Origin of the sequence: Sphingomonas sp., assembly GCF_017745215.1 — a bacterium.
In the GTDB taxonomy this organism is placed as follows: Bacteria; Pseudomonadota; Alphaproteobacteria; order Sphingomonadales; family Sphingomonadaceae; genus Sphingomonas.
Map to the genome: position 1 here is coordinate 1 of NZ_JAGHZV010000025.1, position 18,927 is coordinate 18,927.

Below are 18,927 nucleotides of genomic sequence, written 5' to 3' on the forward strand. Positions count from 1 at the left end.
ACGGATGAACCGCACCATCAAGGATGCGACGGTCAAACGCTATCACTACGACAGCCACGACCAGCTTCGACAGCACCTCCAGCTGTTCATCGACGCCTACAACCATGCCCGCCGCTTGATGACGCTCCGCGGCTTCACACCCTACGAATATGTCGCACGCATCTGGACAGAAGACCCGGCCCGATTCAAAATCGACCCGTACCGCCTCTCCTCGGGACTAAACACCTAGGCGACGCCCGCCCGCGCCAGGTGCGGGCCGAGCCGGCCGGTGAGCCAGAGGAAGAACATCCGGTAATCGGAGGCCAGCGACCAGAGCGGATAGGTGAAGGTCGCCGGCCGGTTCTTCTCGACCCCGAAATGCGCGGCCCAGGCGAAGCCATAGCCGGCGATCGGCAGCATCACCCACCACCAGGCGCCCCAGGCGAGCGCGAGCCCGGCGAAGACGAAGGTGAGCGTGGTGCCGACATAGTGCAGCATCCGCGTCTCGGGCCGGGCGTGCTCCTGGAGGTAATAGGGCCAGAAGTCGCGGTAGCGGGTGATGGTCCTCGCCATGGGGCGGAGGGTACACCCGGGTTCCGCCTCGACGCAAGCCATGGTAGAAAGCCTTCGATCGGAGGTAGAAAATGGGCGCGCAGCTCAACATCAAGGATGCCGAGACCGTGCGCCTCGCGCGCGAGCTCGCCGACGCGACCGGCCAGCCGATCACCCAGGCGATCCGCCAGGCGCTCGAGCACGAGCTGGCGCGGCGCGAGGAGGAGATTCAGGCCAAGATCGCCCGCGTCAACGAAGTCGTCGCCGAGTTCCAGCACAACATGCCCGAGGAATGGCGCGACAAGACCTCCAAGGAGATCATGGACTCGATCTACGACGAGCACGGCCTGCCCAAATGATCGTCGATACGTCGGCGATCATGGCGATCCTGCTCGACGAGCCGGAAAGGCCGAGCTTCGTCGCGATGCTGGCGCAGACGACGCTCCCGCGGATCTCCGCCGGCAGCTGGATCGAGCTTGCCGCGGTGCAGGGTCGCGGCAATCGGGATTTCCGTCACGCGCTCGAACGCCTCGTCACCGAGTTCGGGTTGAGGGTCGAGCCGGTGAGCACCGAACAGGCCCGCATCGGTGCCGAAGCCTATCGCACCTATGGCCAGGGCTCGGGCCACCGGGCCCGGCTCAACTTCGGCGACTGCTTCGCCTATGCCCTGGCTCGCGAGAGCGCCGAGCCGCTGCTGTTCAAGGGCGACGATTTCGGCCACACCGACGTTCGCGCGGCGTGAACCCGCGCAAGCACAGCTTCCCGCCCGTGGTCGACGCGCACGTCCGGCTGCTGATCCTCGGCAGCCTGCCCGGCGAGCGCTCGCTGGCCGAGCAGCGCTATTATGCGCATCCCCAGAACCAGTTCTGGCGGCTCGTCTCCGCCGCGATCGGGCAGGACATCACCGGGCTGCCCTATGACAAGCGGCTCGCTGCGCTCCGCCACGCGCATGTCGGCCTGTGGGACGTCGTCGCCAGCGCACGCCGCCGGGGCAGCACCGATGCCGCGCTCGAGGAGGTCGAGGCGCACGACGTCGCCGCTCTCGCCGCGACCCTGCCCGAGCTGCGCGCGATCGCGTTCAACGGCGGCACCGCGCACCGCCACGGCCTGCGCCAGCTCGGCGCCGCCGCAACGCGCTACGAGATCCTCGCGCTGCCTTCGAGCAGCCCGCTCCACACCATTGGTTTCGAAGCGAAACGACCCGCCTGGGCGGCGCTCGCACGCTTCCTGCGGGACTAGCGGCGGCTCGATTTACGCAAGCTGGTGCTGGGAGGACGGGAGAAATCCATCTGCTCCTTGCAGAGCCCCAGCTGATCCCCTCTCAATCGTCATCCCGGCGAAAGCCGGGACCCAGGGCAGCGAGCCATGTCGCCCGTGGCTCTGGGTCCCGGCTTTCGCCGGGATGACGGCTTAAGGGAACGACTTCAACCGACGGCGGGAGGCAAATCCAGAATGCCCCTTGCCAATCCGCCTCAATCTCGCCATAATTACGGCAAGATTGAGGCGAACCCCGAAACGGGCACGCCTCCCCCGAGGTCGGCGACGGTTCTAGGGACGTCGCCGGCGCCGCCGCGGCCCGCCAAACCGCAAGCCCGAGCCGCGGCGGCCCCTTTCCCCGCTACTTCGGCCGGCCCGAGAAGCCCGCCGCCTCGCGCAGCTCGTCGGCGTTCATCAGCGCGCCGTCGGACATCACCCACACCGTGTGGCGCATGTCGCCGATATTCTTCGAGGGATCGCCGTCGACCAACACCAGATCGGCTTCCTTCCCGACCGTGATCGATCCCGTCGCCTTGTCCGCCCCCACCAGCCGCGCCGGCGCGATCGTCGCGGTCTGCAGCGCCTGGGCAGGGGTCATGCCCGCCTGGATGTAGATCTCGAGCTCGCGGATGATCTCGACGCCATAGCCGTCGGTCCCCGCGACGATCGGCACGCCCGCGTCGTGCAGCCGCTTCACCAGCTCGACCATCTTGGCATAGCTGCGGCGATAATCGTCGCGCGTCGTCCCCGGCGGGGGCATGTCGCCGCCACTGCGGAAGCTGCGCTCCACCGCAGGCGGGACCGTTCCCATATAGGGCACATAGGCCGGGGTGAGCTCGCCGTTGGCGACGAGGTAGAGCTGCTCGAAGGTCGAGATCGTCGGGTCGACGGTGATCTTCTTCGCCGCCATCAGCGGGATCAGCGACTTGAACGGCTCGGCCGAGAGGTCGACGTTCTGGGCGTATTTGCCCGGCCCCTGCCAGCGCGCCAGCCCGTTCGAGACGTTGACCACCGAATCCGGCATCGCCTGCATCATCACGAAGTTGATGTGGGTGATCTCGTCATAGCCGTGCGCGATCACGTCGGTGGGGCGCAGCGTCGCAGGGATATGGCCATGGACGTGGAGGCCCAGCCTGTGCGCTTCCGCGATCGCCGGATAAAGCCATTCGGGCTTCATCGAGGTGTAGAACTTCACGGCTGCGAAGCCCTTGTCCTTCGCCATCCGCACTGCGGCGACGGCTTCCTCGGGAGAGGAAACGGTGACGCCGCCCTGCGCCTGGAGCGGGCCCTTGCCGTCGATCAGCACCGAGGAATAGACCGTCGGGAACACCAGCTCGTGCCGCGCGATGCGGGCGCTGCGCTCGATCGTCGGCGCGACGTCGGCGCCCGGGTTGCGCGCCGACGTCTCGCCGAGCGAGAGCAGCATCAGCCCCTGCAAGTCGCTGCCGACGTGCATGTGCGCGTCCCAGATCCCCGGTGTGAGCGTCTTGCCGGTGCCGTCGATCACCTTGGCATTGGCGGGCACCTTGACGCTCGCCGCCGGCCCGACCGCGGCGATCCTGCCCGCGTCGGCGACGACGGTCTGGTCGTCGAGCCAGGCGCCGTTGATCGAGTCGAACAGCTTCACATGGGTGAAAGCCACCGGCACCGGCGAGACCTTGCCGAACTTCGCGTAGTTCGCCGGCCCGCGCGCCGCGAGTGCGTCGTCCTGCGCCTTCTGGAGCCTCAGGAAGTCACCGGTATAGGCTTCGGGGAGGATCGCCATCACCCCGACGAAGCCGAAGAAGCTGCCGTCGGCATTGAGCAGGATCGGCGAGGGCTCCATCCCCACGCCTTCCACCGCCCAGGCCGAGACCGTCTTCGCCGTCGCGCCGCTGCCGACGGGGACGTCGACGAGGTGGGTCAGCCGCGCCTCGCCGCCGGGCAGCAGCGATATGCGCTTGCCCGGCGCCTTGTAGAGCAGCTCGGCGAAGGTCGCGTTCGAACTCCAGGTGCCGCCCGCGGTCGAATATTGCCGCACGCCGTCGTCGGCGACGTCGCCCGCGTCGAGCTGCGACTTCCACCTGGCGCGGCCGCTCTCGATCGCAAAGGTCTCGGCCGCGTCGCCGGCGGGCGTCACGCCGCGCACGACGACCTTGTCGATCCGGCCCGCGCCGTCGACGTGGATCGTCTCGTCCTGCTCCCACACCATCCCGCGCAGCAACATGCTCTCGCGTGAGACGTAGCTGCCGTCCGCGCCGCGCCAGAGGAACGAAGTGCCGTGCTGCCCCGCCGCAGAGATGATCACCAGCTTCTGGGCATCGGCGGGCGGCACGAGCAACTGGTCCTTGGGCGTCTGCGCGGCGGCGGGGACGGCGGCAGCGAGCGCGGCGCAGGAACAGGCGAGCGCAAGCGCGAGGCGGCGGAACTTCATCGAGTCTTCCTCCCTGAGGTGTATCACTCAACTATTACACTAGACCCGCCGCCCGGCAAGCGGCATGAGGTGGGCGATGTTCGCCATCTTCCTGCTCGCGCTCGCCCTGCAGCAGCAAAGCGCCCCTCCGGCGACAGGCGACGTCGCGCCCGAGGATGTGATCGTCGTGACGGCGAAGAAGCACAAGTGCCGGCTCTCGATCGCCAGCCGCGTGATCTCGGACAGCGAGTTCCAGAAGCGCGCGGCCGAATGGGCGGCGGGCCGGCCGGTACGCGTGATGGTACCGGCGGGGACCGACTATCAATGCCTCGCCAAGATCATGTTCCGCCTCAACGACCATGGCGTGAAGCGCGCCGCCTTCGTGGATGCGCCGGCGGAGTAGTGAACATGATCTACCTAGGAATTCCTGCCTGGGCTCGAGAATGCGAACAAATTGAAAATTGGAGTGGGTTGGGTCCGGCCCGAGCCGCTCGCCTAGTTCAGTTTGGACCGATGTCGTTCTATTATTGGAATTGCGATAAATATGTTGCCGCATATGGAGGAAATGTCATCTACGGATGGCAAATAGTTGCCGTTCCGGGTCTCTTTGCCAAAGCACTTCATCATGCAGTGGTGGAGGCAGAAGATGGATCGCTTGTTGATCCGACAGATCCTTATGGCGTTCATACTGGAGAGACGACAATTTTGCTGGATAACAGCTTGCAGCCAGCGCGGGATTATCCACCACTCTATTCAAACAAATATCTGCCGTTTTCTGAGCAAGGTGCAAATGCTTGCCGCCTCGTGCGGGACGCGGAGGAGGATCAGCTTGAGATTTGCCGACGCCTGAACGCGATTGCAAAGTCGCAGGGGATTGAATGGAGTCCCGAAGAATATAGAGGACCCGATCTTACCGAAGAAGTCCATTTCCTTCATGATGCTTACGCTGAAACACAGCAGCGAATCAGTGCGGCATACGATTTCTGCCGGTCTATTCTGGATGCTAATAAGAGCTCATGACTCTAAGCATCCTGTTCGCCGCTGATTTTAGTAATTCACTTGGTCGAAGATCAGGGAATGGACCGAGGTCGCCTGGGATATAGAGCTTCAACCTTCGCCACCGCCGCACTCGTGGCCCGAGTCGAGGATGCCGCGGATCGCCTCGCGCGCGGCCGATTGCGCCCCGGCCGGGCTCGCGCGGCGATAGGTGCGGTAATAGGCCGCCAGCTCGGTCACCGCCGCGTCGGCCGTGGCCGTCGGAACCCCCTTGAGGCGCGGCAGCGGCTTGCCCAGACTCGGCTTGCTGCCCGGCCCAACGCCTTCGCCAAGCCGCGCCGCCGAGACCATGCCGGCATAGCCGCGATAGGCCGAGAAGCGGATCGTCCCCTGGCACGGCGGCCAGCTTGCACTGATCTGCGCGACGAGCGCGTCGAGCTTGGGCAGCGGCGGCAGCGTCATCTCGCAGTCGGGCGAGGGAATGAAATTGTCGAGCGTGCTGCCGTAGATCGCCTGCGTCGACTGCCACAGCGCCGGGCGCCGCACGATCGCCGCGCAGGGCATCGTCATCGGATTGTACCGGCCCTCCTCATAAGTGGCGAGCACGGGGAGCAGCTGCTCGAACGCGTCCTTGACCGTGAAGACGTCCTCGGCGCGCGTGATGCCCTGGTCCTTCAGCATGTCGCGGCCATAGCCGCGGTCGCGTTCGCTCTGGAGCAGCGCGACCTTGGGGCGGAGCAGCCGAAGCAACCGCTCGCGGTCCGCACCCGACCAGGCCGCCCGGACGGGATGCGAGACCCAGACGAGCACCGCTTCGTAGAGCGGCGCCACCTCGGGATCGGTCCGCCGCAGCGTCTCGAGCGCGAGCGGGGTCGCAGTGAACAGCGCAGCGACCGCAAGATCATGGTTCCGGCTGTCATAGCGCTCGGCGAGGCACGCCTCGCGCGTCTTGTAGGCGCGGGCATAGTCGAGGCAGTCGTCACGTTCCTTCAGCCAGGCGCGCTGGCTCGGCAGCAGGTTGGCGGGGCCCCTGCCGAACGCGCTGGTCTTCGCCGCGGCATAGAGCCTCGCCATGGTTCGATCGGCCTTCGAAAGCCCCGGATCGCGGCAGACGCTCTGCTCGATCACGCCCTTGGCGGCCTTGCAGTCGAAGCTCGGCCCGGCGCCGTCCTGCGCAGCCGCGGGGGCACCGAGGAGGAGCAGCGGCGCGATCGCGAGCAAGCCGAGCCGAACGATGCGCATGCGGTGTTTCTCCCCTGGGACGCGGGCGCTTCCATGGCCGATCCGGGCACGCCGGGTCTACCCCGCGCGGTCATGTTCTGATAATGTTCCCCCATGCCGGACGCCCCGAGCCTCTTCGCCGAACCTGCGCCGGTGCTCGCCTTTCCGCCGCGGCCGCTGCGCTGGCTCTATGTCGACCTGAACAGCTATTTCGCCGCGGTCGAGCAGCAGCTGAGTCCCGAGCTCCGCGGCAAGCCGATCATCGTCGCGCCGGTCGACAGCGACACGACGGTGGCGATCGCCGCCTCGGTCGAAGCCAAGCGCTATGGCATCGGCACCGGCACGCCGGTGTGGGAAGCCAAACGCAAGTGCCGCGACCTGCTGATCGCCCCCGCACGGCACGAGAAATATGTCGAGTTCCACGAAGCGATCGTCGCGGAGGTATGGAAGCACATCCCCGTCGCGGCGGTCTGCTCGATCGACGAAGTCGCCTGCCGGCTGCTCGACAATGAGAACGGCCTCGAGGCCGCGATCGCGCTGGCGCAGCGGATCAAGGCGGGGATTCGCGCCAACGTCGGCGAGGGCCTCACCTCGTCGATCGGAATCGCGCCCAATCGCCTCCTCGCCAAGCTCGCCTCGGACATGGAGAAGCCCGACGGGCTGACGATCCTCACCGAAGAGCAGCTGCCCCAGCGGCTCTTCGCGCTCAAGCTGCGCGACATCGCCGGGATAGGCGCCAAGATGGAGCGCCGCCTCGCGCAGGACGGCATCCTCGACATCCGCCAATATTGCGCGCGCCGCCCGCGCGACGCCGGCGAGGCCTGGGGCGGGGTCAACGGCGACCGGCTCTGGTACTTGCTCCACGGCGTCGACCTGCCCGACAAGCCGACCCAGCACCGCACGATCGGGCACAGCCACGTCCTCTCGCCGCAGAAGCGCGGGCTTGAGCCGGTCCGGCTCACCGCGCGCCGGCTCGCGCTCAAATGCGCCAGCCGCTTGCGCCGCAAGGAATACCGAGCCCGCCTGCTCGTGCTCCACGGCAAGTTCGAGGACGACAAGTCCAACTGGCGCGCCTCGGTGAAGCTGCCGACGACGCAGGACAGCTTCGTGATCCTCCACGCGCTCGACCGGCTCTTCCCGCGCCTTGCGGAAGCAGGGCGCGCGCGGCCGGGCGGATTTCGCCTTCGGATGATCGGCGTCACCCTTGCCGAGATCGAATCGACCGAAGGCGAGCAGGAATCGCTGTTCGCCGCGCTCGACCCCGACGATCCGCTCGCCCGCGAGACGCGCACGCTCGCGCTCAGCCGCGCGATGGACCGGATCAACGAGAAGTTCGGGCGCAATGCGGTGAGCGTCGGTCCGCTCTCGGGCGGGCGGATCGACGGAGTCGGCACCAAGATCGCTTTCGGCCGGATTCCCGACGCCAGCGAGTTCCATGAGTGAAATCGCTACGCTGCCAAGAAATAAAATTACACGAAAACGGTGCAATTGTCCCAAAATCGTTGCGCTGCAACACAATGATGATACGTTGTAACCCTTAGAGGCTTGACGTCGGGGCACCCCGCACGCCATGAGCGGGGTGCCATGAAAAAAGCCCCCGTTTTCGCCATCGCCGCGGTCGCGCTGCTTTCCCTCGCCGCTTGTGAGCACAAGCCTGAGGAAGTCGACAGCCGCGCTCCCGATCCCCAGGCTTCCGCAATCGCGAACGCCGCACCGGTCGAACTGCCGCCTCCGATCGCGGCGTCGGTCACCTTCCGCTGCCAGCCGGGCAACACGCTGATCTATGTCGACTTCTTCCAGGGCGACAAGCAGGTCCTCGTGAAGACCGAGAAGGGCGGCACGGCCACCAAGCTCAAGGCGCCCGAAGCCGGCCAGCCCTATGTCGGCGACGGCAGCTGGAAGCTCACCGGCACGTCGAAGGCCGCGACGATCGTGCTCGCCGACGGCAGCTCGCACAGCTGCAAGTCGTAAGCGACCGGTTCAGGCCCGTGCTTCTTCAAACCAGGGCCGGCGGGCATTCCCGCCGGCCCTTTTTCATGCGAAGTCTCGGCCAAGGATTCGAGGAGGCCCGGGCTTGGCGACGGTCGCGATCTACAGCCTCAAAGGCGGCGTCGGGAAGACCACCCTCGCGGTCAATCTCGCCTGGTGCTCGGCCACGCTCTCATCGCGTCGCACGCTGCTCTGGGACTTGGATCCCCAGGCCGCGTCGAGCTTCCTGATCGGCGAGCCCGGCCGCGCGCACGACCACGCCCAGGCGATCTTCTCGAAGGACGTGAACCCCACCAAGCTGGTCCAGCACTCCGGCGTCGAGCGGCTCGACCTGATCCCTGCGGACACCTCGCTTCGCGGGCTCGACCTGCTGTTCCACGAGCTCGACAAGAAGAAGCGGCTGGCCAAGCTTCTCGGCCAGCTCGACAGCGCCTATGACCGGATGCTGCTCGATTGTCCGCCGGGTCTCACTGAGACGAGCGAGCAGGTGATGCGCGCCGCCGATCTGATCGTGGTGCCCGTCGTCCCCTCCCCGCTCTCGGCACGCGCGCTCGACGAAGTCTCATCGCACCTCGCGCAGAAGGGCGGCAAGGCGGTGCCGCTGATGCCGGTGCTGTCGATGGTCGACCGGCGGCGCAAGCTCCATGTCGAGGCGGTCGAAGCGCATCCCGACTGGCCGGTGATCCCCGCGGCAAGCCTGATCGAAGCGATGGCGGTCCGCCGCCAGCCGCTCGGCGCCTATGCGCGGCGCTCGCCGGGCGGCGAGGCCTTCGCCGAGCTGTGGCGCGAAGTCGAGCGGAGGCTCGCGGCGAAATGACCCACCACATCCGGCGCGGACACGATCTCGATCCCGAGCTCGTGTTGCGCGCCTATGCGATGGGGGTGTTCCCGATGGCGGACCATCGCGACGCCCCCAATGTCTATTGGGTCGAACCCAAGCTGCGCGGGGTGCTGCCGCTCGATGGCTTCCACCTCTCGCACTCGCTCAGGAAGACGATCAAATCGAATCGCTTCCGAGTCACGGCTGACAAGGATTTCGAAGGCATCATCCGGCTCTGCGCCGAATCGGCCGAGGACCGGCCCGACACCTGGATCAACGGCCCGATCGAGCGCGTCTTCCTCGAGCTCCACACCCGCGGCTTCGCGCATTCGATCGAAGTGTGGGACGGTGATCGGCTCGCGGGCGGGCTCTACGGCCTCGCGCTCGGCCACGCCTTCTTCGGCGAATCGATGGTCACCCGGGTGCGCGACGCCTCGAAGGTGGCGATCGCCTGGCTGGTCGCGCGGCTGCGTGCGGGCGGATTCAAGCTGCTCGACTGTCAGTTCCAGACGGAGCATCTCGCGTCATTGGGTGCAGTCGAGATCGCCCGCGACGATTATATCGCGTTGCTGGGCGCCGCGCTCGGCGACACTTCGGCGGGGCTGTCGCTCGGCTCACCCTCGGTCGACGGCGACTTCTTCGCACTCGAGTCGCTCGCGCCGCCCGAGGCGCCGCGCGGGCCGGCGCCGACCGACACCGTGTCGGGCCCGCTGTCCTTGAAGGTCATCGAGCAGCTCACCGTCCACACGTCGTAGATCGGGTGGATCACGACGTTCTGCGACGGCTGCTCCTTGTAGAGCCAGCCCGAGAAGACGCGCTGCCAGCTGTTGTCGACCTGATGGACGATCATCTGGACGAAAGCGCCGGTCCATTCGTCCTGCTCCCAGGGCGCAGTCTTCTCGCAGGCGCGCAGTCGGACGATCACGTCGCCGACGCGGACCCATTCGCCAGGCTTCAATTTGAGCTGCCACGAGCGACCGTTGCGCTTGTTGAGCAGCCCGATCACCGCGACGCGCTCGCGCATCGGCGTCGCGGAGGCGAGCGCGCTGCCATCGGGCGCGGCTTCCTGGACTACGGCGTTGCCGGTGGTGACGATGTCCTCGAGCCCGTTGTCGGGCGCCTTGCCCGTGCCGCAGCCGGCGAGCGACAGCAGCAGCGCCGCGCCGAGCATTGCAGACCCGGCGCGCACGATCATGCCTCGGGCGCCCAGGCCTCGTAGTCGCCGGTCGCGGCGGCGCGGTGCCCGCCAGCCTCGAGCGCACCCGAGGGGCGATAGGCGCTGCGCGACCCGGTGAGGTTCATCTCGGCGGGCTTCTCCCAGCCGCGCGCGGCGGGCAGCGACTCGTCGGGCGCGCCCTCGATCTGGTGGTGGAGCCAGCTGAACCAGTCGGGCGGCACGCGGCTCGCATCGTTGGGGCCGTTGTAGATCACCCAGCGGCGCGGGCGGCCGTGCACGTCACTGCCGCCCTCGTAATAGACATTGCCGAGCGAATCCTCGCCGACGCGCGTCTTGCCGCCCAGCGAGAGCATCGTTCCGATGGTGGCGCCTTCCCACCAGGTGAAGATCGACATCAGCAAACCCATGCGCGGCGATTAGCGGGAGCGTGGGTGGGAGGCAATGGGAAGTGTCGTGGAGGGCCGCCCCATCTCTCTTCACGACCACTTTACCGTCATCCCGGCGAAAGCCGGGACCCAGGGTTACAGAGGACATCGCTCGCGGCCCTAGGTCCCGGCTTTCGCCGGGATGACGACTGTTATGATGGCGATCGAAAAGCGGGCGAGCGGCCTACTTCCGCTTCTTCCAGCTCACCTTGTCGCCCACCGCGATCCCCAGCGCCTCGGCGCGCCCGCCGTTGATCTCGAGCACCGCCGCCACCGGCTCGCCCGAGAGCAGCCGGTCGTCGGAGAAGGGCGCGGCATTGGCGGCGATCTTCGCGATCGTGCCATCCTTGCGGATGAACAATATGTCGAGCGCGCTCGGCGTGTTGACCATCCAGAAGCTCGCCTCGCGCGGCGCGCCCTCGGGCGGATAGGGCGCGAAGATCATGCCGCCGTCGGCCGGGATCTCGGTGCGGAACATGAGTCCCCGCTCCTGCTCGGCCGAGGTGCGCGCGAGCTCGACGCGGAAGACCCTGGGCCCGCCATGCGTCTCGATCGTCACTTCGATCCTGCGCGCCGCCTCGGGAGACTGGTCAACCGCCGCGGACGCCGCGGCAACCGCGCAAGGGACCACGGCCGCGGCCAGCACGGCACTCGCCCAACGCAAGCCTGTCATGGACTTCAGCCGTTCCTTTCGACCGCCACCGCCAGCGGCCCTTTTTCGCCATCGACGATGCGCGCCATCAGCGGCTGGCCCGGCTCGACTTCCTCGATCTCGGCGCGGCGCAGCGTCTCCATATGGACGAATATATCGGCCGAATCGCCGGCGCGCACCAGAAAGCCGTAGCCCTTCAGGCGATTGAACCATTTGACCGTCACCGACTCGAAGGGCCCGGCGGTGTCGATCAGGTTCAGCCGGTCGGCGCGGTCGCCGGCGCGGACGCGGGGGGCCTCCACGGCCTTGCTGAGGTCGATCGACAGGATTTCGCGCGCCTGGAGCCCGCGCTGGCGCTTGACCGCCACGCACTCGACTCGCGCGCCTTCGGGCAAGCTGCGGCGGCCATGGTCCTGCAGAACGGTGAAGTGGATCAATATGTCGCCGATCGACAAGTCGTCGGCGACGACGAAGCCGAAGCCCCGCGTGACGTCGAACCATTTGACGACGCCAGTCAGCAACAGGCCATCGTTCGCAGCCTCGGCCTCGATCTCTCCCGGCGCCTGCGAAACTTCATAATCGTTCGACAGTAGATGCGGCTCGGCACGCATTTTGATTATCCCCCGACGGAGGACTTTAACACAGTATTTCCCCGTAATGGAACTGCCTTTTCCTAGTCGGAGTCCGGCAGTCCCTCGACCTCCTCTCCGGGAGACATTCGCGCGATCCTCCAGGCGATCGAGGGCGCGTGGCCGGCGCGCACCATCGCCGCGACCTGACGCTCGCGCATCCGCGGGTCGGGCGCCTCGCGAGCATAGGGCCCGATCCGCCGCCGCCGCGCGAAGGCGAGCGCGCTCGCCAGGGTATCGCCCTCGACGATCGGCGACACCGCCTCGGCATCCTCCTCCTCGATCCCGGCGAAGCGCAGCGCCTGCGCCACGCGCCGCGCGCCGAGCCCGCGCCGCCCCATCGAGGCCGCGCGCGCCTCGGCGAAGGCACGGTCGTCGACATAGCCGAGCCCCGCGAGCCGCTCGGCGATCGCGGCGGGATCGGCGGGCGGCGTCCCCTCGGCCCAGCCGCGCTCGCGGACCTTGCGGGCCAGATAGGCGGCGAGCCTGGCCCTCGTCGTCGCGAACCGCTCGACGTAGCGGAGCGCCATTTGCTCCAAAGCGGCATGATCCAAGGGGTTTCTCTGGCGTGTCCGGTGTTGCATGCGCCATGATTGTGCCACAGTGGCAACCGATTTTGAACGACGGTGCGCAGCATAGGCGGGCGGGCATTCGCGAGAAGAGACACTCGGGAAGGCGCGTTGGGGGGCCAACGTCGATGCGGCGACAGGGGGCACGGAAAAGAACGGATGGAATTGGACGTTACGGGATCGCTTATGAGCTTGGAGACTGAATCGGCAGCGCCGGTTCCGACTCCGACCGACGACAGCCTGCCGCGTCGCTTTGCGGACTTCGCCACCCTCGGCGAGGCGCTCGACTATGCGGCACAAGGGCTGCGCGGGCTCAACTTCCACGATGCGCGCGGCAATCTGGCGCGCCCCTATACCTTTGCGGAGCTCCGCGAGGATGCGCTGGCGCAGGCCCATCGCCTGATCGCCGCGGGGGTGAAGCCGCTCGATCGCATCGCGCTCATCGCCGAGACGGGCACCGAGTTCGCCTCGCTGTTCTTCGGCGTGGTCTATGCGGGCGCCTGGCCGGTGCCGCTGCCGCTGCCGACGAGCTTCGGCGGCGCGCAGAGCTATATCGACCAGTTGCGCGTCCAGCTGGAGAGCTGCGACCCGACGATGCTGATCTACCCGCCCGAGATCGGTGCGATGTGCGCCGAGGCGGCGCGGATCGCCGGCACCGAGGGCGTCGACTGGGCCGAGTTCATCGCGCGCGACGCGACGCCGACAGCGCTGCCCGAAGCGACATCGAGCGACATCGCCTATCTGCAATATTCGAGCGGCTCGACGCGCTTCCCGCACGGCGTGGCGATCACGCACGAAGCGCTGCTCTCGAATCTCCGCGCGCATTCGATCGGGATGCACGTGGGCGACGGCGACCGCTGCGTCTCGTGGCTGCCCTGGTATCACGACATGGGCCTCGTCGGCTGCCTCCTCTCGGTGGTCGCGAACCAGGTCTCGACCGATTATCTCAAGACCGAGGACTTCGCGCGGCGCCCGCTGGCGTGGCTCGACCTGATCAGCCGCAACCAGGGCACCACGCTCTCCTATTCGCCGACCTTCGGCTACGACATCTGCGCGCGGCGCATGTCGAGCCAGACCAAGGCGAGCGAGCGCTTCGACCTCAGCCGCTGGCGCGTCGCAGGCAATGGCGCGGACATGATCCGGCCCGACGTGATGCAGAGCTTCGTCGACGCCTTCGCCGACGCGGGCTTCAAGGCCTCGGCCTTCCTGCCCAGCTACGGCCTTGCCGAAGCGACGCTGGCGGTGTCGATCATGCCCCCGGGCGAAGGCATCATCGTCGAGCTCGTCGAGGAGACGCAGCTGTCGGGCGGCAGCGCGAGCGGCAGCCGTCCGCAGCGCTTCCGCGCGATCGTCAACTGCGGCAAGCCCGCGCTCGGCATGGAGATCGAGATCCGCGAGGAGGACGGCACGCCGCTTCCCGAGCGGGCGATCGGCAAGGTCTGGTGCCGCGGCCCGAGCGTGATGACCGGCTATTTCCGCGATCAGGAGGCGACCGACGCCTGCCTCGTCGACGGTTGGCTCGATACCGGCGACATGGGCTATATCAGCGAAGGCTATATCTACATCGTCGGCCGCGCCAAGGACATGATCATCATCAACGGCAAGAACCACTGGCCCCAGGACATCGAATGGGCCGTGGAGCAGCTGCCGGGGTTCAAGCAGGGCGACATCGCCGCCTTCGCGATCACCACGCCCGGCGGCGAGGAGACGCCGGCGGTGCTCGTCCAGTGCCGTACCTCGGACGAGAAGGAGCGCGTGCGCCTGCGCGAGGAGATCCGCGAGCGCGTCCGTTCGGTCACCGGCATGAACTGCGTCGTCGAGCTCGTGCCGCCGCGCACGCTGCCGCGCACCAGCTCGGGCAAGCTGAGCCGCGCCAAGGCGCGCAACCTCTACCTCAACGGCGAGATCAAGCCCTACCAGATCGCGGCTTGAGGCGATCAAGGCCCGCCCTATCGATCGTCATCCCGGCGAAAGCCGCGACCCCCGGGCCAAGAGCGACGTCCTCTGTAACCCCGGGGTACCGGCTTCGCCGGGATGACGAATAATGGCGCGGGGAGACGGGCAAAATCATTCCACCCCCGATCGAATAATTCTCGTTCCGCGCCCATCGCCTAACCTCTCGTCAACCTCCGCTCCGCTAGACCTGGGGACGTGAGCAGCCAGACGACATCCCAGTTTGCCAAGCCGCGCATCGATGCCCGCGCGCTCCTTGGGCTTTACGATCCCACGGACAGCACCGATTGGGGGCCGATCCGCGCTGCGCAGCTCTATGCGGGCCGCCAGCTCGCCCTCTTCATGCTCGGCGCGAACGTCGTCGGCGCGGCACTCGTCACGCTGCTGCTCGCCCCCGTCGTGCCGGTCTGGCAGCTCGCGAGCTGGGGCGCCCTCGTCGCCGCGGTGAGCGCCGGCGTCGCCTTCCGCCGCCTCGCCTCGCGCCATCGCGCCGCCGTGACCGCTCCGATCGCCGACGTACGCGCCACTGCCTTCGACGGCGTCGCGCTCGCCGCGGTCTGGTCGATCCCCCCGCTTGCGGTAGGGCATCTCGCCGACGCCAACGCCGCGCTCGGCCTGTGGATCGTGCTTTCGCTCCTGATGACCGCGAGCGCCGTGGCGATGGCCGCGCTGCCGCTCGCCACCATCCTGTTCGTCACCATCCTCGGCGGCGCGATCGCGGCCGAGCTGAGCTTCATCGCCTCGCCGCTGCTCGCCGCCGCCGCGCTGCTCTTCGCGGTGCTGCTGGCGATGACCACCTTCGCGCGCGGCAAGGCGCTGGTCGTGATCCGCGCGAGCGAGCTTGCCCTCGCCGAGCGCGACGAGACCGTCAGCCTGCTGCTCCGCGAGTTCGAGGACCAGGGCGCCGACTGGCTCTGGGAGATCGACGCCCAGCGCCGCGTCGCCCGCGCCAACCCGCGCTTCGCCGTGGCCGTGGGTGTCGATCCCAAGGCGATCAACGGCATGCCCTTCCTCCAGGTGCTCGCCGGACCGACCTGGGAGACAGGCAATTTCGCCCCCGCGCTCCACACGCTCGCCGACAAGCTCAAGGCCCGCGAAGCGTTCCGCGACATCCTGCTGCCGGTCTACCTCAACGGCGAGGAGCGCTGGTGGGAGATGTCCGCCGGCCCCCGCTTTGACGAGAGCGGCACCTTCGTCGGCTTCCGCGGCGTCGGCTCGGACGTCACCGAGGCGCGGCGCACCACCGACAAGATCCACCGCATGGCACGGTTCGACACGCTCACCGGCCTGCCCAATCGCCTCATGATCCACGAGACGCTCGCCCAGGCGATGGCCGAGGCCGAGAAGTGGAGCTCGCGCTGCGCCTTCATGATGATCGATCTCGATCGCTTCAAGGCGGTCAACGACACCCTGGGCCACCCGGTCGGCGACCGGCTGCTCGGCCGCGTCTCCGAGCGGCTCAAGCAGATGATGACCGACAATGAGATGATCGGCCGGCTCGGCGGCGACGAGTTCGCCGTGGTGGTGCGCGACGCGACCGATTCGGCGCAGATCGAGCGGCTCGCCAAGACGATCATCGACACGCTGTCCAAGCCCTATGAGGTCGACCAGCACACGCTCTACATCGGCGCCTCCGTGGGCCTCGCGGTCGGCCCGCGCGACGGGCGCACCGCGGAAACGCTGATCCGCTCGGCCGACCTCGCGCTCTATCGCTCGAAGGATGCCGGCGGCGGCGTGTTCCATGCCTATGAACCCCAGCTCCACATGGCCGCCGAGGAGCGCCGCGTGCTCGAGATCGCGCTGAGGAGCGCAGTCGAGAACGGGCAGATGCACTTGAACTACCAGCCCGTGGTCGATGCCGGGACGGGCGCGCTCAAGGGCTTCGAGGCGCTGCTCCGCTGGACGCATCCCGAGTTCGGCAACGTCTCGCCCGCCAAGTTCGTGCCGCTCGCCGAGGAAGCGCGGCTGATCGCGCCGATCGGCGAATGGGTGCTGCGCACTGCCTGCCAGGAAGCCGCGCGCTGGGACCTGCCGGTGCGCATCGCCGTCAACGTCAGCCCGGAGCAGCTCCACAACCCGGCGTTCGTGAGCATCGTCGCCCAGGCGCTCGCCCAGTCGGGGCTCCCCCCCGAACGGCTCGAGCTCGAAGTGACCGAGAGCGTGTTCATGCACGAGGGCACCGCGGCGATCCAGGTGCTCGAGAAGATCCTCGACCTGGGCGTCAGGCTCAGCCTCGACGACTTCGGCACCGGCTATTCGTCGCTCGGCTATCTGAGCCGCACGCGGTTCAGCTCGATCAAGATCGACCGCAGCTTCGTCCAGGGCGCCTCCAAGGGCGTCAAGGAAGCGATCGCGATCATCCGCGCGGTGGTGGCGCTCGCCGACAGCCTGGGCATGGCGACCACGGCCGAGGGCGTCGAGACCGAGGAGGAGCACCACATGGTCCAGGCGCTCGGCTGCACCAAGGTCCAGGGCTATTATTTCGGCCGTCCGCTCCCCGTCCAGGAAGCGCGCGCGCTGGCGATGCGCCGCGATGGCGGAGCGAGCGTCGCGGCCTGACCTTAGACGCGGTTTGGAAATGCGCCTCACGCACCACCTGGAAACTCGCTCCTTCGCGATTTTCCGAACAGGCTCTTAGAGCTTCGATTCGTCGAGTTCGGCGTCAGGCGGCCGCCGCGCCGCAGCGTCTGCTCGCGCCACTTCATCGAGCACCGCGTCGAGATCCGCCAGCGCTTTGCCGAGCGCGTTGAGCAGTTCCTCCGCTTCCTCCGCCGCGATGCGGCCGTGGAGCCTGGTGGCGATCTCGTCGAGCGAGGCAGCGCGCTCCTCGCCACTCTCCAGCAGCAATCGGTGACGTTGCGGCATCTGCCCTCTCCCGGTCCGCGCGATGGATTAACCTAGGATAAGAACCCCCGGGCAGGAAACCGGTTCAGTCCGAAACGGAGTAATAACCGGGCATTTTTACACCCCCCTTGCCGTGTCCCCCGCGCCGAGCTACAGGCGCGGGCCGCACAGGGGCGTAGCTCAGCTGGTTAGAGCGTCGGTCTCCAAAACCGAAGGCCCTCGGTTCGAATCCGAGCGCCCCTGCCATCGTCTCCGATCGCACGCCGCGCCTATTGGGCCTTGGGCAGCCATATCTCGAGCTGGCCGGACGGTGCCGTCAGCGCGATCGGCGCGAGCTCGAACGAGCCGAGGCCCTTGAGCGCCACGGCGACATGCGCCGCCTTCGCCGCGTCCTGCGGGTTGAAGTAGCGCACCTGGCCGCGCCCGGGCATCTTCGCGCTGGCGATCTGCTCGATCTTCGAGACCACCGGCAGGCTCAGCCCGCGCAACAGCGCCACCGCGCGCTGGTCGCGGCCCGAGCGGTCGGCGATGTCGCGGTGCACGTAGATCATGCCCTGTCGCTGGACCGCGACCGGCTTGCTGATCGTCAGGCGGATCTGATTCTCCCGCCCCGCGACGGTGGGATTGTCGACGAGGAGCTCAAGCGTGCCGTTCGACCCCGCGGCCGGGGCCGGCGTCGAGACCGGCATCGCCGCAGGGCTGATCGTGGTCGGCTTGGCGGAGATCCGCGTCCGCAGCTGCAGGATCGCGACCGGGCTCAGGTCGCTGAGGTCGATCGAGGCGTTGGAGGTGCGGCGTGCCTCGAAGGTCGCGACGCGGGCGGCGTTCATGCCGGATCCGACCGCGGCGCTCAGCTGGAACACGCGCTTGGCCCGGAAATAGCCGCGCACCATCTCGAACGGCCCCTGGGCCAGCGCCCGGACGCAATCGGGCTGCTCGAGTACCTTCGACAGCCGGTCGTCGTCGAGATAGACCCGGCTCTGCTCGTCGAAGCGGATCACGGTCGTGTGCCCCTGGTCGACCTTGGCGCCGGCCTGGTCGAGCGCCTGGAGGACGCCTTGGTCCACGCCCAGCGACGCGGCAAGATTGCTGCCCGCCTGATAGCTGACGAAGGTCGTCGTCCCGCGCCCCTGAGGCAGGACCTCAGGAACGCAGCTGTGATCGTTGGCCTCCATGGTAAGGCCGGGCCGGTACAGCGTGCCGATCGGCGGGCTGTCGTCGGTCGGGAGGATCTCCAGGCCGGGATCGGGGTAGCGCGACTGGACCGCCGCCGCGAGGCCCTTCTGGAAATCGAACATGTTCTGCATCACCTGGCCGTACTCGACCGGCTTGGGCGGCGTGGGCGGCTTCGGGGGTGGCGCCGGCGAGCGCGCGAACAGGATCCAGGCCCCGATCAACGCCACGACGAGCGCGCCCGCCCCCGCGAGCAGATATTGCCGCATCACGCTTCTCCCTCGGCCAATCGCTATCTC

General features: G+C 67.7%; 21 protein-coding genes, 1 tRNA gene and 1 pseudogene. 13 read left to right on the forward strand and 10 right to left on the reverse strand.

The window, feature by feature from the left end; genetic code table 11:
• Nucleotides 1-229 (forward strand): integrase core domain-containing protein (locus J7495_RS18615; protein ID WP_294058432.1); only part of this gene is annotated, 229 nt, incomplete at its 5' end.
• Here the strand turns inward: J7495_RS18615 and J7495_RS18620 are convergent.
• Nucleotides 226-552: a DUF962 domain-containing protein gene (locus tag J7495_RS18620; protein ID WP_294058433.1), complete on the reverse strand. Its 327-nt coding sequence runs from the start codon at nt 550-552 to the stop codon at nt 226-228. The two genes, J7495_RS18615 and J7495_RS18620, sit on opposite strands and share 4 nt — an antisense overlap.
• 71 nt (nt 553-623) lie before the next feature.
• Between J7495_RS18620 and J7495_RS18625 the strand changes: the two genes are divergently transcribed.
• The 3 genes from J7495_RS18625 to J7495_RS18635 are packed head-to-tail and all read left to right on the forward strand — an operon-like array spanning nt 624 to nt 1,770.
• A complete protein-coding gene (locus tag J7495_RS18625; protein WP_294058435.1) occupies nt 624-890 on the forward strand; it encodes a type II toxin-antitoxin system VapB family antitoxin in 267 nt (88 codons plus the stop codon).
• On the forward strand, nt 887-1,273 hold the full coding sequence (locus J7495_RS18630; protein WP_294058436.1) for a type II toxin-antitoxin system VapC family toxin: 387 nt from the start codon (nt 887-889) through the stop codon (nt 1,271-1,273). Before J7495_RS18625 ends, J7495_RS18630 begins: the two co-directional genes overlap by 4 nt.
• Nucleotides 1,270-1,770: a DNA-deoxyinosine glycosylase gene (locus J7495_RS18635; RefSeq protein WP_294058437.1), complete on the forward strand. Its 501-nt coding sequence runs from the start codon at nt 1,270-1,272 to the stop codon at nt 1,768-1,770. Before J7495_RS18630 ends, J7495_RS18635 begins: the two co-directional genes overlap by 4 nt.
• Nucleotides 1,771-2,149: 379 nt before the next feature.
• On the opposite strand, the gene J7495_RS18640 is transcribed toward J7495_RS18635, so the two are convergent.
• Nucleotides 2,150-4,201 carry an amidohydrolase family protein gene (locus J7495_RS18640; protein ID WP_294058439.1) on the reverse strand — a complete coding sequence of 684 codons (2,052 nt, stop codon included), beginning with the start codon at nt 4,199-4,201 and terminating at the stop codon, nt 2,150-2,152.
• Between the two features lie 76 nt (nt 4,202-4,277).
• On the opposite strand from J7495_RS18640, the gene J7495_RS18645 reads away from it, so the two are divergent.
• Together J7495_RS18645 and J7495_RS18650 are read left to right on the forward strand one after the other, a co-directional pair.
• Nucleotides 4,278-4,583 (forward strand): hypothetical protein, encoded by a 306-nt coding sequence (locus J7495_RS18645; RefSeq protein WP_294058440.1) that lies wholly within the window; start codon nt 4,278-4,280, stop codon nt 4,581-4,583.
• A gap of 5 nt (nt 4,584-4,588) precedes the next feature.
• The gene (locus J7495_RS18650) at nt 4,589-5,200 is read left to right on the forward strand and encodes a hypothetical protein (protein WP_294058442.1); all 612 of its coding nucleotides are present in this window, start codon (nt 4,589-4,591) and stop codon (nt 5,198-5,200) included.
• Between the two features lie 87 nt (nt 5,201-5,287).
• On the opposite strand, the gene J7495_RS18655 is transcribed toward J7495_RS18650, so the two are convergent.
• Nucleotides 5,288-6,418 (reverse strand): lysozyme inhibitor LprI family protein, encoded by a 1,131-nt coding sequence (locus J7495_RS18655; protein WP_294058443.1) that lies wholly within the window; start codon nt 6,416-6,418, stop codon nt 5,288-5,290.
• Nucleotides 6,419-6,511: 93 nt separating this feature from the next.
• Between J7495_RS18655 and J7495_RS18660 the strand changes: the two genes are divergently transcribed.
• The 4 genes from J7495_RS18660 (at nt 6,512) to aat (ending at nt 9,961) form a co-directional block, all read left to right on the forward strand.
• Nucleotides 6,512-7,840 carry a type VI secretion protein ImpB gene (locus J7495_RS18660; protein WP_294058444.1) on the forward strand — a complete coding sequence of 443 codons (1,329 nt, stop codon included), beginning with the start codon at nt 6,512-6,514 and terminating at the stop codon, nt 7,838-7,840.
• 141 nt (nt 7,841-7,981) lie between these two features.
• Entirely contained in the window at nt 7,982-8,368 is a 387-nt protein-coding gene (locus tag J7495_RS18665; RefSeq protein WP_294058445.1) for a hypothetical protein, read from the forward strand.
• Between the two features lie 103 nt (nt 8,369-8,471).
• Nucleotides 8,472-9,203: a ParA family protein gene (locus J7495_RS18670; RefSeq protein WP_294058446.1), complete on the forward strand. Its 732-nt coding sequence runs from the start codon at nt 8,472-8,474 to the stop codon at nt 9,201-9,203.
• Nucleotides 9,200-9,961 (forward strand): leucyl/phenylalanyl-tRNA--protein transferase, encoded by a 762-nt coding sequence (gene aat / locus J7495_RS18675; RefSeq protein WP_294058448.1) that lies wholly within the window; start codon nt 9,200-9,202, stop codon nt 9,959-9,961. Before J7495_RS18670 ends, aat begins: the two co-directional genes overlap by 4 nt.
• 35 nt (nt 9,962-9,996) lie before the next feature.
• Here aat and J7495_RS20235 read toward each other — a convergent pair.
• The 5 genes and pseudogenes from J7495_RS20235 to J7495_RS18700 form a co-directional block, all read right to left on the reverse strand.
• Nucleotides 9,997-10,401 (reverse strand): annotated as a pseudogene (locus tag J7495_RS20235) (DUF2155 domain-containing protein); the annotation flags it as partial.
• Nucleotides 10,398-10,790 carry an NADH:ubiquinone oxidoreductase subunit NDUFA12 gene (locus tag J7495_RS18685; protein WP_294058450.1) on the reverse strand — a complete coding sequence of 131 codons (393 nt, stop codon included), beginning with the start codon at nt 10,788-10,790 and terminating at the stop codon, nt 10,398-10,400. The gene J7495_RS18685 and the pseudogene J7495_RS20235, both read right to left, overlap by 4 nt.
• Before the next feature lie 202 nt (nt 10,791-10,992).
• A complete protein-coding gene (locus tag J7495_RS18690; protein WP_294058451.1) occupies nt 10,993-11,481 on the reverse strand; it encodes a DUF192 domain-containing protein in 489 nt (162 codons plus the stop codon).
• Nucleotides 11,482-11,486: 5 nt separating this feature from the next.
• Nucleotides 11,487-12,071 carry a cold shock protein gene (locus J7495_RS18695; RefSeq protein WP_294058452.1) on the reverse strand — a complete coding sequence of 195 codons (585 nt, stop codon included), beginning with the start codon at nt 12,069-12,071 and terminating at the stop codon, nt 11,487-11,489.
• A 62-nt stretch (nt 12,072-12,133) separates the two neighbouring features.
• Nucleotides 12,134-12,619, reverse strand: coding sequence for a regulatory protein RecX (locus tag J7495_RS18700; RefSeq protein ID WP_294058453.1), 486 nt, complete (start codon nt 12,617-12,619; stop codon nt 12,134-12,136).
• 198 nt (nt 12,620-12,817) lie between these two features.
• Here J7495_RS18700 and J7495_RS18705 point away from each other — a divergent pair, with 198 nt between their 5' ends.
• Together J7495_RS18705 and J7495_RS18710 are read left to right on the forward strand one after the other, a co-directional pair.
• A complete protein-coding gene (locus J7495_RS18705) occupies nt 12,818-14,590 on the forward strand; it encodes a fatty acyl-AMP ligase (protein WP_294058454.1) in 1,773 nt (590 codons plus the stop codon).
• Nucleotides 14,591-14,809: 219 nt separating this feature from the next.
• Complete coding sequence (locus J7495_RS18710) at nt 14,810-17,170, forward strand: bifunctional diguanylate cyclase/phosphodiesterase (RefSeq protein ID WP_294058455.1); 2,361 nt, start codon at nt 14,810-14,812, stop codon at nt 17,168-17,170.
• Between the two features lie 75 nt (nt 17,171-17,245).
• On the opposite strand, the gene J7495_RS18715 is transcribed toward J7495_RS18710, so the two are convergent.
• On the reverse strand, nt 17,246-17,476 hold the full coding sequence (locus tag J7495_RS18715; protein WP_294058456.1) for a hypothetical protein: 231 nt from the start codon (nt 17,474-17,476) through the stop codon (nt 17,246-17,248).
• A gap of 148 nt (nt 17,477-17,624) precedes the next feature.
• Between J7495_RS18715 and J7495_RS18720 the strand changes: the two genes are divergently transcribed.
• Nucleotides 17,625-17,701, forward strand: a tRNA-Trp gene (locus tag J7495_RS18720).
• A 23-nt stretch (nt 17,702-17,724) separates the two neighbouring features.
• On the opposite strand, the gene J7495_RS18725 is transcribed toward J7495_RS18720, so the two are convergent.
• On the reverse strand, nt 17,725-18,897 hold the full coding sequence (locus J7495_RS18725; protein ID WP_294058457.1) for a hypothetical protein: 1,173 nt from the start codon (nt 18,895-18,897) through the stop codon (nt 17,725-17,727).
• Between the last annotated feature and the right edge of the window lie 30 nt (nt 18,898-18,927).

Excerpts from the sequence above, each read along its gene's own strand:
- J7495_RS18725 (WP_294058457.1), bottom strand. The coding sequence starts at position 18,897 with ATGCGGCAATATCTGCTCGCGGGGGCGGGCGCGCTCGTCGTGGCGTTG.
- J7495_RS18700 (WP_294058453.1), bottom strand. The coding sequence starts at position 12,619 with ATGGCGCTCCGCTACGTCGAGCGGTTCGCGACGACGAGGGCCAGGCTC.
- J7495_RS18630 (WP_294058436.1), top strand. The coding sequence starts at position 887 with ATGATCGTCGATACGTCGGCGATCATGGCGATCCTGCTCGACGAGCCG.
- J7495_RS18655 (WP_294058443.1), bottom strand. The coding sequence starts at position 6,418 with ATGCGCATCGTTCGGCTCGGCTTGCTCGCGATCGCGCCGCTGCTCCTC.
- J7495_RS18640 (WP_294058439.1), bottom strand. The coding sequence starts at position 4,201 with ATGAAGTTCCGCCGCCTCGCGCTTGCGCTCGCCTGTTCCTGCGCCGCG.
- J7495_RS18645 (WP_294058440.1), top strand. The coding sequence starts at position 4,278 with ATGTTCGCCATCTTCCTGCTCGCGCTCGCCCTGCAGCAGCAAAGCGCC.
- J7495_RS18695 (WP_294058452.1), bottom strand. The coding sequence starts at position 12,071 with ATGCGTGCCGAGCCGCATCTACTGTCGAACGATTATGAAGTTTCGCAG.
- J7495_RS18650 (WP_294058442.1), top strand. The coding sequence starts at position 4,589 with ATGATCTACCTAGGAATTCCTGCCTGGGCTCGAGAATGCGAACAAATT.
- J7495_RS18690 (WP_294058451.1), bottom strand. The coding sequence starts at position 11,481 with ATGACAGGCTTGCGTTGGGCGAGTGCCGTGCTGGCCGCGGCCGTGGTC.
- J7495_RS18705 (WP_294058454.1), top strand. The coding sequence starts at position 12,818 with ATGGAATTGGACGTTACGGGATCGCTTATGAGCTTGGAGACTGAATCG.
- aat (WP_294058448.1), top strand. The coding sequence starts at position 9,200 with ATGACCCACCACATCCGGCGCGGACACGATCTCGATCCCGAGCTCGTG.
- J7495_RS18715 (WP_294058456.1), bottom strand. The coding sequence starts at position 17,476 with ATGCCGCAACGTCACCGATTGCTGCTGGAGAGTGGCGAGGAGCGCGCT.
- J7495_RS18660 (WP_294058444.1), top strand. The coding sequence starts at position 6,512 with ATGCCGGACGCCCCGAGCCTCTTCGCCGAACCTGCGCCGGTGCTCGCC.
- J7495_RS18665 (WP_294058445.1), top strand. The coding sequence starts at position 7,982 with ATGAAAAAAGCCCCCGTTTTCGCCATCGCCGCGGTCGCGCTGCTTTCC.
- J7495_RS18620 (WP_294058433.1), bottom strand. The coding sequence starts at position 552 with ATGGCGAGGACCATCACCCGCTACCGCGACTTCTGGCCCTATTACCTC.
- J7495_RS18625 (WP_294058435.1), top strand. The coding sequence starts at position 624 with ATGGGCGCGCAGCTCAACATCAAGGATGCCGAGACCGTGCGCCTCGCG.
- J7495_RS18685 (WP_294058450.1), bottom strand. The coding sequence starts at position 10,790 with ATGGGTTTGCTGATGTCGATCTTCACCTGGTGGGAAGGCGCCACCATC.